General features: G+C 36.2%; 10 protein-coding genes. 7 read left to right on the top strand and 3 right to left on the bottom strand.

What is annotated here, in order from left to right:
• Window positions 1-31 precede the first annotated feature (31 nt).
• On the bottom strand, window positions 32-2704 hold the full coding sequence (locus tag FFWV33_RS17280) for a TonB-dependent receptor (RefSeq protein WP_108742598.1): 2673 nt from the start codon (window positions 2702-2704) through the stop codon (window positions 32-34).
• Between the two features lie 273 nt (window positions 2705-2977).
• Between FFWV33_RS17280 and ychF the strand changes: the two genes are divergently transcribed.
• From ychF to FFWV33_RS17245, 7 genes are all read left to right on the top strand, one after another.
• On the top strand, window positions 2978-4072 hold the full coding sequence (ychF, locus tag FFWV33_RS17275; protein ID WP_108742057.1) for a redox-regulated ATPase YchF: 1095 nt from the start codon (window positions 2978-2980) through the stop codon (window positions 4070-4072).
• A gap of 489 nt (window positions 4073-4561) precedes the next feature.
• Window positions 4562-5227 carry a hypothetical protein gene (locus FFWV33_RS17270; RefSeq protein ID WP_108742056.1) on the top strand — a complete coding sequence of 222 codons (666 nt, stop codon included), beginning with the start codon at window positions 4562-4564 and terminating at the stop codon, window positions 5225-5227.
• A 7-nt stretch (window positions 5228-5234) separates the two neighbouring features.
• The gene (locus FFWV33_RS17265) at window positions 5235-5756 is read left to right on the top strand and encodes an NADPH-dependent FMN reductase (RefSeq protein ID WP_108742055.1); all 522 of its coding nucleotides are present in this window, start codon (window positions 5235-5237) and stop codon (window positions 5754-5756) included.
• Window positions 5757-5956: 200 nt separating this feature from the next.
• Entirely contained in the window at window positions 5957-7819 is a 1863-nt protein-coding gene (locus FFWV33_RS17260; RefSeq protein WP_108742054.1) for a DNA topoisomerase IV subunit B, read from the top strand.
• A 123-nt stretch (window positions 7820-7942) separates the two neighbouring features.
• A complete protein-coding gene (locus FFWV33_RS17255; protein ID WP_108742053.1) occupies window positions 7943-8353 on the top strand; it encodes a nucleotidyltransferase substrate binding protein in 411 nt (136 codons plus the stop codon).
• Window positions 8354-8388: 35 nt separating this feature from the next.
• On the top strand, window positions 8389-8667 hold the full coding sequence (locus tag FFWV33_RS17250) for a nucleotidyltransferase family protein (protein ID WP_245891569.1): 279 nt from the start codon (window positions 8389-8391) through the stop codon (window positions 8665-8667).
• A 12-nt stretch (window positions 8668-8679) separates the two neighbouring features.
• The gene (locus FFWV33_RS17245) at window positions 8680-11391 is read left to right on the top strand and encodes a DNA gyrase/topoisomerase IV subunit A (RefSeq protein WP_108742051.1); all 2712 of its coding nucleotides are present in this window, start codon (window positions 8680-8682) and stop codon (window positions 11389-11391) included.
• 245 nt (window positions 11392-11636) lie between these two features.
• Here FFWV33_RS17245 and FFWV33_RS17240 read toward each other — a convergent pair whose 3' ends face one another.
• Together FFWV33_RS17240 and FFWV33_RS17235 are read right to left on the bottom strand one after the other, a co-directional pair.
• Window positions 11637-13388, bottom strand: a complete 1752-nt coding sequence (locus tag FFWV33_RS17240; RefSeq protein ID WP_108742050.1) for a cytochrome c peroxidase — start codon at window positions 13386-13388, stop codon at window positions 11637-11639.
• A gap of 86 nt (window positions 13389-13474) precedes the next feature.
• Window positions 13475-14932 carry a PhoX family protein gene (locus FFWV33_RS17235; RefSeq protein ID WP_108742597.1) on the bottom strand — a complete coding sequence of 486 codons (1458 nt, stop codon included), beginning with the start codon at window positions 14930-14932 and terminating at the stop codon, window positions 13475-13477.
• Between the last annotated feature and the right edge of the window lie 173 nt (window positions 14933-15105).

Genomic DNA, 15105 nt, shown 5'->3' with positions numbered 1-15105 from the left:
TTAAATGACATTTTATTATGCTGAGTATGGACTAGAAGTTGAAACCTAATCTAGCATAGTAGTATGCGCCTCCAAAACCCATTTGAACGGCATCCCAATATCCACCACCTTCAACCCAGTCATCTTGTTGATCGGGGTAGATGTTGAATAAGTTGTTGGCTCCAAGGCTTAATTTGGTTGTTTTAGATAATTTGTATCCTACAGTTAGATCAGTAGTGATTTTTGCTGTGTACAAATCGGTTGCTTTTTGAATTTTGTCATCAAAACTAGCATAATCTGCAGTAGGTTCTGTAGCTTGATAATCTAATAATTTCACTTCGCTAAAACGAGTGAAAGCTAATCCAGCGTTTAGTTTGTTCCTTTCGTAGCTAAGGTTTAAACCAAATTTACTAGCTGGAGCAGACGCCAAAAGGAATGCTTTTTCTCTTTCTCCAAAGAAAATTTGCTCGTCTAGACTTCCATTTTTTACTTTAGCTATTTTCATGTCATTGATGTTTCCTACCAAAGTAGCGCCTAAAGTTTGAGCTCCAATTTTCTTTTTCCAAGCAAAAACCAAATCCAATCCATTTGTTTTAGTATCTGCACCGTTTACAAAAAACTGAGCTTTGTCAACTCCAAGATTGAATGCAGTTGCGTCAAAATAACCAGTCAATACAATACGGTCTTTTACTTTGATGTAATATCCATCTACTGTAGCAGTAAAGTCACCAAAATTAGCAGTGAATCCTAACGAAGCATTTAATGCACGTTCTTCATTTAATTTGTTAATCCCAAATGCTTTGGTTACTGGACTACTATTAGGAGATAATAGAACTTCAGATGCACCTCCCGCATTAAAGTTGGTGAAACGTAAGTTGTAATATACTTGAGCCAAAGATGGTGCTCTAAATCCTGTACTTACAGAACCTCTAAGGTTGATATTGTTATTTACTTTCAATCTAGCAGCCAATTTTCCGTTCAAAGTACTTCCAAAATCGCTGTAATGCTCATAACGAACGGCACCGCTTACTAAAAATGCTTTGGTTACGTCTAACTCTAAATCAGAATACAATGAAACGTTAGATCTCGTTTTATCAACGGCATTTGCAGGGCTGTATCCAGGGAAACCTTGAGAACCTCCTGGTCTTGGATCACCTGAGATGGCATCAATAGGAGCAGATTGCGTTATTGGATCAGTAATTACCTTTCCGTTGGTGTCGTATGTAGCATATGATCCTTCTTCTCCAGCAAAAATGGTGAACTTCTCTGTTCTGTACTCACTACCAAAGGCAACGTTGAAACCTTCTAGTATGTCATAATTTTTAGAGATGTCAAGATTGGTTGTGTTTTGAGTCAAACTATGTCCACCCGCATCAAAGTCAGTAGGCGAAGCATTTTCTAACGAAGCATTTAAAGTTCCTTTTACATAATAGTGAAAAAGGTTTTTCCCGTTCGTATTACTAAAGTCTAGTTTCCAACCACCCGTTGTAGTCGTTCTAAAACCAACTGCAAGTGAATTATCCAAAATGTTTGAAGTAATTCTTGGGCTGTATCCTCCTGGATAAATTGATTCTACTACTCTCGCTCCATCATTACGTGTAAAAGCGTATGCGTCTGTATCTCTAAAATTTCTACCACCAAAAGCATAGAATTCTGTTTTGTCTGATACTGGAATCATCATGTTGGCAAACAAATTAAATCCTTGTATTGCAGCTTCTCCAAAACCTTTTCTAAAATCAAATCCAGGACGTAATGTTTTATTTTTGTTGATATATTCAGTTGTAAAATTGGCAAAACCACCTTTGTCACCAATAGCAACACCATAATTTGCTCCAACTTTTACCGATCCACCATCAAAAGACTGGTTGTTCCCAATTGAGTTTCCGTTACCGTTCAAGTCCAAACGGTTGTCATCTGTATTAGCAGTTCCTGCAGGAAAATCTCCTTTTGCATTTGTATTGTAGGCACCATAAGTTACAGATCCTGTAAACTCGTCAACATTGTCGTTCAATACAATATTTACAACACCCGCGATAGCATCAGAACCATATTGTGCGGCAGCACCATCTCTCAAAATTTCGATTCTTTTTATTGAGCTCGCCGGAATAGCATTTAAATCTGTTCCTGTGTTTCCACGTCCACGAGTACCAAAAAGGTTGATTAATGACGATTGGTGTCTTCTTTTTCCGTTAATCAAAACTAAGGTTTGGTCAGGTCCTAGTCCTCTTAACGATGCAGGGTCAACGTGATCTGATCCGTCAGAACCAGATTGTTTGTTGGCGTTAAAGGATGGAGCAACGTATTGCAACAATTCGTTAATCTCCATTTTACCACTTTGAGTGGTGATATCTTTTACATTAATAATATCAATTGGTACAGCTGAGTTTACAACCGTTCTTTTAGAATTTCTAGATCCTACAATTACAATGTCTTGCAAAACTTCTCCGCCTTCCGATTTTAATGTAATATTAATCACGCTAGCCGTAGCCGCTTTTTCAATAGATGAATAGCCAATGTAGCTAAAAACCAATGTTGCGCCATCGCCAACTGTAATCTTGTATTTTCCGTCAATATCAGTAGAGACTCCTTTGTTGGTTCCTTTCTCGATAATGTTTACACCCGGCAAACTGCCTCCGTTTTGATCTTTTACTACTCCCGTTATGCTTTTTTGAGCAAACAAGAAAGTTGTCGTTAAGAATAAAAATAACAGATAGATTTTTTTCATTGTTTTAGTTTTGTTGTTTTTGTTGCGCAAGATACTGTAATTTTAACGTTTCTTTTGGTTTTAAACTGTTAAAAATGGCAATAGGGGCTTCTAAATGTTAATTTAATCTTTAAATACATGAAAACTATCAAATCCGTAAAAAATAGATATAATTTGCTTTAAACTGAAAATAATGCTATATAAAACATTTATTAAATGGTATATTTGCACTTTTTAAATTGAATTTTTCTAAGCATATCTATTATTGGATATGGACTATAAAATATAAAAACCATGAAAGCAGGAATTGTAGGATTACCTAATGTTGGAAAATCAACCCTTTTTAATTGTTTATCAAATGCAAAAGCGCAAAGTGCCAACTTTCCTTTCTGTACTATTGAGCCTAATATTGGTGTAGTAAATGTACCAGATCCACGTATCAATAAATTGGAAGAATTGGTTAAGCCTGAGCGTGTGCAAATGGCAACGGTAGATATCGTAGATATTGCAGGTTTGGTAAAAGGTGCAAGTAAAGGAGAAGGATTAGGAAATCAATTTCTTGGAAACATTAGAGAGTGTAACGCTATTATTCACGTTTTGCGTTGTTTTGACAATGATAACATAGTTCACGTAGACGGAAATGTAAATCCAATTCGTGACAAAGAAACGATTGATATCGAGTTACAATTAAAAGATCTAGAAACAGTAGACAAGCGTTTAGAAAAAGTAAACCGTGCTGCAAAAACAGGAAACAAAGAAGCAATTACCGAAAAAGCATTACTGGATCGTGTACGTGAGGCATTATTACAAGCGAAATCAGCTCGTACTATTACACCACAAAGCAATGACGAAGAGGTTTTAATGGAATCGTTTCAATTAATTACAGCAAAACCAGTTTTGTATGTTTGTAATGTTGATGAGAACTCTGCAGTAAACGGAAACAAATACGTTGACCTAGTTAAAGAATTAGTTAAAGACGAAGATGCCGAAGTAATCATCCTTTCAGTAGGTGCTGAAGCAGATATCACAGAATTGGAAAGTTTTGAAGAGCGTCAAGTTTTTCTTGAAGACATGGGATTAACAGAGCCAGGAGCATCAGTTTTAATTCGTGCTGCTTACAAATTATTGAAACAACAAACGTATTTTACAGCAGGTGTAAAAGAAGTTCGTGCTTGGACAATCAACATTGGATCAACTGCGCCACAAGCAGCGGGAGTAATTCATACCGATTTCGAAAAAGGATTCATCCGTGCCGAAGTTATCGCTTACGAAGATTTCGTTCATTACGGTTCTGAAGCAAAATGTAAAGAAGCAGGAAAATTCAAAGTAGAGGGTAAAGAATATATCGTAAAAGATGGTGATGTAATGCACTTCCGTTTTAACGTGTAATTCTTAGCTAAGAGAAAAGAACAAAGAATATATTGAGAACCCGCAAAAGTGATTTTGCGGGTTTTTTGGCGTCTATCAAAAACTGAATACTGAAAATTGTACACTGCTAACTTTCGTCAGGACCTATTTCCCGCTTTTCACTACAAGATTTTGCCGTCTTACCTTTTTTTCTAAGTCAAAAAAGGAGCTTCTTTCAGTCGCTCTTTTTAGCCAAGAAAAAATAGGCAATCCATTCAAAATGCTTTTCGTTTCAATCGGGGGTAGGAAGAGAAAAGAGAAAAGAGAAAAGAGAGAAGAGAACAAGGTGTAGGGATTTAATATGAAAAAGCTGTTGTAGCCTCAAAGTTTGTCACGCTGAAAGCGTCCCACAAAAGCCAAGCAAGCCCAGTTTGCCAAACCGAAAACATTTCAGCTATTTGTTTTTGAAAGCTGAAATTTCTCTAGGGTGAAAAAGTAAGTGTTAATTTTACTATTTTTATAAAAAAAAACATGAGAAAATGCTTTTTAGTACTAGTGGTATTTATTGCTATTTCATGTAAAAGAACTGAAGCAGAACCCGTCGGACTTGGTTTTTATTTCGAAATCCCACAGCCATCAAATGATTCGGAATTAGATAAAATCCCTAATAAATTTCAGGGATTGTTTATGAATTCAGACTCCGTTTTTGTTAATGTGAAAGAAAACCTTATTATAAAAAAGTATTACAATAGATTTAGGATCCATAACAAGGAATTAGATTCGATTAAAGAGAGTTTTGATATTGTTGGAAATAATTATATATCAAAATTGAATAAGGAAATATTTGAAGTTAAGTATTTGAAAGATTCTATCGAGTTTTCAAACAAACAAATTGATACTTTTTTTATTTTTTCAGATCTTCAGAAAGCTACAAGGTTTGATGGTAAATTAATTCTTAATTACAAAGATTCTATTTTTTGGAGGATAAAATCTATTAGTATAGAAAAAAACAAACTCAAAATTCAATATATTTATTCGGAAAACGATTTAAAAAGAATAGATTCATTAACCAAAGTGAAATCAAAAATGATTGATTCTTTGTCATTTATTATTAAACCTTCTAGGAACGAATTTAAACGAATTTTGAATTTGAAAAATCTTGGAGAAAGTACTGAATATATAAAAGTCAAAAAATAAAAAAACTATGAAAATAATAGCCTTTGCAGCCAGTTCAAGTAAAAATTCGATTAATAAAAAACTCGCAACCTATGCCGCTAGTTTGTTCGATAACGCCCAAGTTGAAGTCTTGGATTTAAATGATTTTGAGATGCCTAATTTTAGTGTAGATGTTGAGGTACAGATAGGACAGCATCAAATGGCACAAGCTTTTTTGAATAAGATTGCATCTGCTGATGTTCTGGTAGTTTCAATGGCTGAACATAACGGGAATTACTCCGCTACTTTCAAAAATATATTCGACTGGTGCACCCGAATTCAGAAAGAAGTTTTTCAACATAAACCAATGCTCTTAATGGCTACATCGCCAGGTGGTAGAGGAGGAGCTTCAGTTTTAGAAATTGCAAAAGCTGCTTTCCCTCGTTTTGGAACCGAATTGAAAGGTGTTTTTTCGTTACCAAATTTTAATGATAATTTTAACGAAGAAAATGGAGTTATTTCAAATCCCGAATTCGATAAGGAACTAAAAGACATTGTAGCTAATTTTTAAGCACGCAATCCCAAATTCCAAATCCTCAATCCCAAATCCTCAATTCCAAATCCTAATTCCTCAATCCTAATTCCTTAATCCCATTTCCTTTAATTCTTAAATTTTTCGTTGTCAATATCATTCTTAATAACTTTGATTCGTGCTACTTTCAAAATAGTTCGAGAAGTGTTACATTAGCACCAAATCGTTAAAATTCCAAAATGTCAGATCAAAATCAATATACCGAAGATAACATTCGATCACTCGACTGGAAAGAACATATCCGTATGCGTCCTGGGATGTATATTGGTAAGCTTGGAGATGGTTCATCGCCAGATGATGGTATTTATATCTTATTAAAAGAGGTGATGGATAACTGTATCGATGAATTTGTCATGGGTGCAGGAAAAACGATTGAAGTTTCGATAAAAGACAAAACCGTTGCTGTACGTGATTATGGTCGTGGAATTCCGCTTGGGAAAGTCATTGACGTAGTGTCGAAAATGAATACAGGTGGGAAGTACGATTCGCTAGCCTTTAAAAAATCGGTGGGTTTGAATGGAGTTGGTACCAAAGCGGTAAATGCTTTGTCCAATTATTTCAGAGTAGAATCGGTTCGTGAAGAGAAACAAAAAGCAGCAGAATTTTCAGCTGGTAATTTGGTTGCCGAAGAAGATATTATTGATACCACCAAACGCAAAGGAACGAAAGTTACTTTTATTCCGGACGAAGCGATTTTTAAGAATTACAAATTCAGATATGAGTATGTGATCAAAATGCTGAAAAATTACTGCTACCTAAATGCAGGTTTGACCATTATATTCAATGGCGAAAAATATTTTTCAGACAATGGTTTACGTGATTTATTAGATGAAAATATAGCGGAAGAAGACAAAGTATATCCGATTATTCACCTTAAAGGAGAAGATATTGAGATTGCGATGACACACAGCAAATCGCAGTACAGTGAAGAATACCACTCTTTTGTGAACGGACAAAATACAACGCAAGGGGGGACGCATTTGGTAGCGTACAGAGAGGCGATTGTGAAAACCATTCGTGAGTTTTATAATAAAAACTTCGAACCATCTGATATTCGTAAATCGATAGTTAGTGCTGTGAGCATAAAGGTAATGGAACCTGTGTTTGAGTCCCAGACCAAAACTAAGTTAGGTTCAACCGATATGGGTTCTGAGGAAGGGATGCCTTCGGTACGAACTTTTGTAAATGATTTTGTGAAAACAAAATTGGATAACTTTTTACATAAAAACCCAGAAACTGCTGATTTGCTATTGCGCAAAATTTTACAGGCAGAGAGAGAGCGTAAAGAACTGTCGGGTATTCGAAAACTAGCCAAAGACAGAGCCAAAAAATCGAGTTTACACAATAAGAAATTAAGAGATTGCCGTGTGCATCTTGCCGATATAAAAAATCCTCGTTACCTAGAAAGTACCTTGTTTATTACTGAGGGAGATTCGGCTTCGGGGTCGATTACCAAATCACGTGATGTGAATACGCAAGCCGTTTTTAGTTTGCGTGGTAAGCCTTTGAACTCCTACGGAATGTCAAAGAAAATTGTATACGAAAACGAAGAATTCAACTTGTTACAAGCAGCCTTGGATATCGAGGATGACATGGAGAATTTGCGTTACAACAACATTGTAATCGCAACGGATGCCGATGTCGATGGTATGCACATTCGATTGTTGTTGATTACTTTTTTCTTGCAGTTTTTTCCTGAGTTGATAAAAGACGGACATTTGTATATTTTGCAAACGCCATTATTCAGGGTTCGAAATAAAAAAGAAACGATCTACTGTTATTCTGATGAAGAGAAACGCAATGCCATAGAAAAGTTGAAGCCAAAACCAGAGATCACTCGATTTAAGGGATTGGGAGAGATTTCGCCAGATGAGTTTCAGTTTTTCATTGGAGAAGACATTCGATTAGAACCTGTAATGCTTGATAAAGCAACTTCGATCGAAAAGTTATTGGAGTTTTATATGGGTAAAAACACCCCAGACCGTCAAGAGTTCATCATCAGAAATTTGAAAGTGGAACTGGATGTTGCAGATAAAGAATAATTTTTATATATAAATTGTATGCTAAGTAAAAAACAAATTATTTATGTGATCGCTGCTTTTGTTGGTGGATTTACGGTTGCCTATTTTGTAATAAAATTTTTGAAATCATAGATAGCCTACAGCATGGAAAATCAAGACATACGTTGGAAACAAAGGTTTGAACATTTTCGAAATGCCTTTAGACAATTAAAAAATGCCAAGGCCATTCAAAAAGAAAGAGATTTTTCTGAATTAGAACTTCAAGGTGTTATCCAAGCTTTTGAGGTTTCACAAGAATTGTCTTGGAAGGTGATGAAAGACTTTCTGGAGGAGCAAGGGAAAACTGATTTGTTTGGGAGTAAGAATGCTGTAAAGGAAGCTTTTAATGTCGGGATTATAACTGATGGAGCAATTTGGTTTGATATGATTAAAAGTCGAAACTTGACTTCACATATCTATGACGAGAATGAAATTTTGAAAATCCTAGAGGTGATATTAAATGATTATATAGCTGTTTTTTCAGATTTTGAAAATAAAATGATTAGTTTTTTATAATGTTTGGATTATACCCGAAAAGTCATATAGAAATCATGGAAATTATTGACAATTGTTTGTCGATTGACCAAGTAATTATTTATGGTTCACGTGCTAAAGGAAATTACAGAGAAGGTTCCGATATTGATATTACCATTTTAGGTGAACCTGAAAAAGCGGATATTAATAAATTATGGCACGCCTTAGATGATAGTTATATTCCATATAAATTTGATATCTCAGTTTATAATGAATTACAATCGGAAAGTTTAAAAGAACACATAAATAGGGTAGGTCAAGTTTTTTATAAAAGAAAAACGGAATCTCTGAAATAAATTTAAATAATTTTGAAAGACGAAGAAGAAGAAAATATCATCCCCAACTCAGACGACGAGAACAACGCCGAAGAGCAATCTGCGGAAGAAAGTCAAGAGGAGGAAATCATAAAAGTTGATGCCAAGAATTTTGAAGGCGGTCACTTTTATGATAATACTAATGACGATGCTGATACCATAACCAAAGTTACAGGAATGTACAAAGATTGGTTTTTGGATTATGCCTCGTATGTTATTTTGGAGCGTGCAGTTCCTGCGATTGAGGATGGGTTTAAACCTGTACAACGTCGTATCATGCACTCACTAAAAGAGCTAGATGATGGTCGTTACAATAAAGTAGCTAATGTTGTTGGGCACACCATGCAGTATCACCCACACGGGGATGCGAGTATTGGTGACGCTATGGTACAAATTGGTCAAAAAGATTTGTTGATTGACTGCCAGGGAAACTGGGGGAATATTTTGACTGGAGATAGCGCGGCTGCATCGAGATATATCGAGGCACGTTTGTCTAAATTTGGATTGGAAGTATTGTATTCACCAAAAATTACCGACTGGGGTGTTTCCTATGATGGTCGTCGTGCAGAACCGAATAACCTTCCGGTTAAATTCCCGTTGTTGCTTGCACAAGGAGCAGAAGGAATTGCGGTAGGACTTTCGACCAAAGTGTTGCCTCATAATTTTAATGAGTTAATTGATGCTTCGATTAAAATATTAAAAGGAAAACCGTTTACGCTGTATCCCGATTTTTTGACGGAAGGTATTGCAGATATTTCAAACTACAACGATGGTTTGCGCGGTGGTCGTGTACGTGTACGTGCGAGGATTGCGCAGCTAGACAAGAATACCTTGGTGATTAGCCAGATTCCGTTTTCGACCAATACGACTACCTTGATTGATAGTATCTTGAAAGCGAATGAAAAAGGTAAAATCAAGGTCAAAAAGATAGAGGACAATACGGCGGCAAATGTGGAGATTTTAATTCATATGTATCCAGGTATTTCTCCAGATAAGACTATTGATGCCTTGTATGCTTTTACGGCTTGCGAAACATCAATTGCACCTTTGGGCTGTGTGATCGAAGACAATAAACCATTGTTTATTGGAGTGTCACACATGCTAAAAATTTCGACCGCAAGAACACAGGACTTGTTGCGACAAGAACTCGAAATTCAATTGGAAGAATTAAAAAATAAATGGCATTTTTCTACGCTTGAAAAAATATTCATTCGAGAAGAAATGTATATCGATTTCAAATTGTACTCCGATAGAGAAGCGCTTTACAAATATATGTATGATCGTTTTGAACCTTTTTCGAAATCATTTGTGCGAGCAATAAATGATGAGGATTTACAGCGTTTGACGCAAATCCCAATGATTCGTATTACGCGTTTTGACTCGGATAAAGCAGATGATTTAATTGCGAAATTGGAAGACGAAATGCGTGAAGTAGAACACCACTTGGCACATTTAACCGATTTTGCTATTGCTTACTTTCAAAAATTAAAAGAGAAATACGGGAAAGGACGTGAACGTAAAACAGAATTGCGTGTTTTTGATGATATTGAGGCTACCAAAGTAATCCTTAGAAACACAAAATTGTACGTAAACAAAGCGGAAGGTTTTGTGGGAACGAGTTTGAAACGTGATGAATACGTAACCGATTGTTCCGATATTGATGACGTAATCGTTTTTATGCGTGATGGTACCATGATGATTACCAAAGTAGATGCTAAAACTTTTGTTGGGAAAGATATTATTCATATTTCTATTTTTGACAAAAGTGATAAGCGCACAATTTATAACTTGATTTATCGAGACGGTAAATCGGGACCTTCGTATATTAAGCGTTTTAATGTAACGGCCGTGACTCGTGATAAGGCATACGATTTGACAAATGGAACCAAAGGATCTCAAATTTTGTATTTTTCACACAATCCAAATGGAGAAGCTGAGGTGATAACCATACTATTGCGTCAAATAGGAAGTATTAAGAAACTGAAATTTGATATTGACTTTGCGAAAATGGCGATTAAAGGCCGTTCTTCAAAAGGAAATATTGCTAGTAAATACCCAATCAAGAAAATTGAGATTAAGGAGAAAGGAATTTCGACATTATTGCCACGTAAGGTTTGGTATGATGAAACAGTACAACGACTGAATGTGGATGCAAGAGGTGAATTGCTAGGTGAATTTAGACCAAGTGATAAGATCTTAATTATTCAGCAATCGGGGAAATTGAAAGTGATAACGCCTGAGTTGACTACGCATTTTGAATCGGATATGATTGTGTTGGAAAAATGGATTCCGAAGAAACCGATATCTGCGATTTATTATGATGGAGAAAAAGAACGTTATTATTTGAAGCGTTTCTTGGTGGAGACCGAAAATAAAGAGGAGATATTTATAACAGAACATCCTAATTCGCAACTCGAAATAGTTTCGACAGATTACAGACCCTTGGCCGAATTGGTTTTTCCGAAAATAAAAGGAGTACAAAAAGAAAGTATTACTATTGATGTGGAAGATTTTATCGCCGTTAAAGGTTTTAAAGCACTCGGAAATCAATTGACAACGGATAAGTTGAAGCAGGTAAATTTATTAGAATCTTTACCGTATGACCCACCAGTTGAGGTTGTTCCTGAAAAGCCAGAGCGCAAAGAAGGTGATGATGAAGACGGCGATGTACAGCTGGATGATGATGGTCAGATTATTTTGTTTTAAAATATTTTTGAATATATAGAAAAGGTCGTTCAAGGAGAACGACCTTTTTTTTGTTGCGCAAGGAATTGTGAAGGAGTATTTTAGAACTATAATATTTGTATTGCACTTCAGTGAAGCTTTGCGTTAGGGATAGAGGTAAGCTACCGAAGTAGCACCGAAAGCCCGACAGCATTGCAGCAAAAGGGCTCATCACCGTAAAGTAATGGGCCCTTTTGCTGCAATGGTGGCACGCCCAAATAGAAGTACTAAATATCGTTTAGGGTTTTCATGAAGGCAATTAGTGCTTTTTTCTCTTTTTCGCTTAGGTTCAATTGATCAGCTGGCAAGGTTTGGTTGGGTACCGCTAAGCCAAGTCCTATGCCACCGCCTTTGTTGTAGAAATCTACAACTTCTTCTAAGGTTTTGAAAACGCCGTTGTGCATGTAGGGCGCCGTAAGCGCTATGTTGCGTAAGGTGGGCGTTTTGAAAGAGTTGCGGTGAATAATGGCTTGGGTTAAATTGTATTTTCCTAGATCGGAATCTAGTTTGCCTGCCGTGTTGGGAACCCCTAAAACTTCACTCTCTGACTTGTCAAATTTTGGAGGTACTGTTCCGTTGGTCAATGGGATGAAATGGCAACTGGCGCATTTTGCTTTGCCTGCAAATAGGTTAAACCCTTGTTTCTCTTCGGCTGTAAAAGGGATTTCATTTCTCATATAGCGGTCAAATTTAGAATCATAATTACTAAGGGAACGGATGTATGATGCTAAGGCATTTTTGATTCCGAAGGCATTGATGTTTTTGTTTGGGAAAGCTTTTTTGAAAGCAACATCGTATTTTTTGGTTTTTTGAATCTCTTTTGCCGCTTGGTCTAGGTCACCGTGCATTTCGTCTTCGTTAGTTATAACGGCTACGGCTTGATCTTCGAGATAGCTCACACGAGAATCTGAAAAGAAGCTGCGTTGGTAAGCGATATTTTTTAGGGTAGGGGTGTTTCGTTTTAAATTGGATTTGCCGTTCATTGCTTTGGCGGTTTGTAGTCCGTCTGTAAATGCTTTGTCCTCATAATGGCAAGAAGCGCAAGAACGTGTGTTGTCTCCAGATAAAATGGAATCGTTGAAAAGCATTTTACCCAAGGCAATTTTTTGAGGAGTTGTTTTATAATCCGGAAAGCCTGAAAAGCCTTCTGGGTCAAAAGCATTTTTTTCGAAAAGTGTGGCCGCAGTGGTTTTAAGTCCACGAACTTCGTCGAAATTCGGAATCTTTAAATCTATTTTTTTTTGATGCAAGGCTTCACAAAGTGGGTTGGCGTAATTTTTTATAAAATCGGCGCGATCAAAAGCGTTGTAGTTATTGTGTGATTGTAGATAAGCGGTTGCTTTTTTGAATAATAATAAGGTCTTGTCCTCTTTGTCATCGTTATAAAAGCTGTAATAATCGGCTACACTTTGAGTAGCAACCCTAGCATCTGGTATGGATTGTTGTGCAATAGGGGAGTCGAAACCAGTGATGCCCATTGTGATAATTCGGAACATCTCTAATCGCAAGGCATCAAATACATGAGCATCTGTGAGTTCGGAGTTGGCGGCTATTTTTTCTAAACGTATTAAGTTTCCAGACATCATATCCAACTGCTGTATCAACTCTTCTTTGTTGTTGATGTCGTATTGAGGATAAAGCATCTCTTCTATTACTTGAAAACCTTGGGGCGGTAGAATCTTTCCATCATTTTCTTCAAACTCGGGGATGGCAGGTCCATTGATAGATTTAGAGACTTCGGGAAAATAGTATTCGCTAAAAGCTTCTACTTCTTTGTACGATTGATGTGCGATACTGAATTGTTTCTGAATTTCGGCTGTGCTTTTATTGCTTACAACGCAATCGTTTAGCTTTTTTGTATTTATAACCAATTGCTTGATATTCTCTTGAAGTAATTGGCTTACTTGGGTATGTTTGGGTGGCATTGTATTGCAGGAAACAATAGCGAGGGTAAGCAATAGTAAAAAATATTTTTTCATGATAAATATAAAAACCGTGGTGAAACTTAAAAGCAAATTCCACGACCCCTATGGATCGTGGAATTTGTAACTATTTGAGTGGTGTACTATCTAGGTAAACCTTTGATTACTACAATTTGAGAAGCTTGTTGCTCATTTGTTCTAAGTAATCCTCCATCTACTCCTTTGTATTTTGTACCCGTCCAAGTGTGTGGTTGTACAGATAACATAAATGCATCTTTAACTCCAATAATATCTGATACGTCAATTAAAGCGCCATATTCCCAATCTCCAAATTTAGAGATACCACCTACATTGTACTTAGCTGCATTTGCTGCTGTACGTTGGTGATCAAGTTCAACCACTACCTTTAATGATTTTTTTGCAATATCGTATTGGTAGATGTATCCGTCATGCGTTTCGTCTCCATATCCGTTTGCATCCTCTTGTACGTATACGTAATTGGTAGTCACACAAATATTATCAGGATTCTGGAATTTTCCAGCAATTCCATTTCTGTCATCACCATCAAGAATCACTTTCAAAGTACCTTTTAAAGGATCTTTTTCGTCCAAGTTCAATTGATATACTCTTCCGTATTTAGTTCTAGAAGCATCAGTATTGTTACCTGTAGTGTTTTGTCCCGTTACGTTGAAGTATATTTCTCTGCTTGAAGCTGCTTGACCACCTTTTCTATAATCAAGGTCTTCAACTCTACCAAATTTAATTGCTTTCAATGTATTTACCGATGCATTTATTTGAGCACCAGTCAAGGTAGTATGATTAACAATCTTTGCAAATGATACAGCGTAGTCTTGACCAACAACCATATCTTTTTCTCTTTGATTGTCATCGTTTCTTTTCATCATATAAAGAGAACCGTTTTCAAGATCACCCAGTTTATCAGACATATACATGAACAATTGTCCACCATAGGTTCCAGAATCATCATCACCAATTACCACTACTGTTTTTCCAGCAAAAGCATTTTTGTTTAACGGTAAAGCGTTTTCGGCACTTAATCGACCAAATGAAGCCAATTCTTTAGAAACTGCAGCTCCAGCAGCATCTGCATAAGGATCTAAACGGTGTGTTCTTGATTCTTCCCCAGATTCTCCACAAGTTAAATAGTAAGGTCCGTAACCGTGCTCTGCAGGTGTAGCCATCGTAGCGCCACACAATCTCCATGTGCTACCGCTTGAGTTCAATAAATATTCTCCTTTTACTGGTTTGAATGTTTTGTCAAGTGTGATTCTCGATACAGAGAAGTTGTCTTCGTTATTTACTAAAAAAGTAAAAGTACCATCTGCATTTTTCAATAATCCAGATCCATCAGCCGATCCACCAAATACATAGTTTGGGCTTTTTTCAAATACATCATCAGAGCTGAACAACGAAAATAATTCAAGATTTTCAAATCCTGGTTTTTTAATTAATAAGGCAGGAGTTACCGATTGGTTTTTCAAAACTACATCTGCGTTTGCTACAAAAGTATCGCTTGCTTCCTCCTTGTTGCATGACACAATTGCCATTGCCAAAAGTGCTGGTAAAATAAATTTTTTCATTTTGTTTTTGTTGTTTACTATTTTTGACAAAGAACGAATTCAAATATTAATGAAAGATTTATTCTATATTATGAAATATTTAACGAATGGCTTCAAAAATTTTGTAAGACAACAATTTCATTACATAAGTAGTTTGTTTTTCGTACATAACTATTTTTGTATAAGCCATAATT

The sequence above is a fragment of the Flavobacterium faecale genome (genome assembly GCF_003076455.1).
Classification (GTDB): Bacteria; Bacteroidota; Bacteroidia; order Flavobacteriales; family Flavobacteriaceae; genus Flavobacterium; species Flavobacterium faecale.
The sequence above is the reverse complement of the archived record's forward strand: the minus strand, read 5'-3'. Positions and strand labels throughout refer to the sequence as shown.

Bases quoted from the DNA above. Each gene is read 5' to 3' on its own strand.
- FFWV33_RS17280 (WP_108742598.1), bottom strand. From the start codon at position 2,704: ATGAAAAAAATCTATCTGTTATTTTTATTCTTAACGACAACTTTCTTG.
- ychF (WP_108742057.1), top strand. From the start codon at position 2,978: ATGAAAGCAGGAATTGTAGGATTACCTAATGTTGGAAAATCAACCCTT.
- FFWV33_RS17270 (WP_108742056.1), top strand. From the start codon at position 4,562: ATGAGAAAATGCTTTTTAGTACTAGTGGTATTTATTGCTATTTCATGT.
- FFWV33_RS17265 (WP_108742055.1), top strand. From the start codon at position 5,235: ATGAAAATAATAGCCTTTGCAGCCAGTTCAAGTAAAAATTCGATTAAT.
- FFWV33_RS17260 (WP_108742054.1), top strand. From the start codon at position 5,957: ATGTCAGATCAAAATCAATATACCGAAGATAACATTCGATCACTCGAC.
- FFWV33_RS17255 (WP_108742053.1), top strand. From the start codon at position 7,943: ATGGAAAATCAAGACATACGTTGGAAACAAAGGTTTGAACATTTTCGA.
- FFWV33_RS17250 (WP_245891569.1), top strand. From the start codon at position 8,389: ATGGAAATTATTGACAATTGTTTGTCGATTGACCAAGTAATTATTTAT.
- FFWV33_RS17240 (WP_108742050.1), bottom strand. From the start codon at position 13,388: ATGAAAAAATATTTTTTACTATTGCTTACCCTCGCTATTGTTTCCTGC.
- FFWV33_RS17235 (WP_108742597.1), bottom strand. From the start codon at position 14,932: ATGAAAAAATTTATTTTACCAGCACTTTTGGCAATGGCAATTGTGTCA.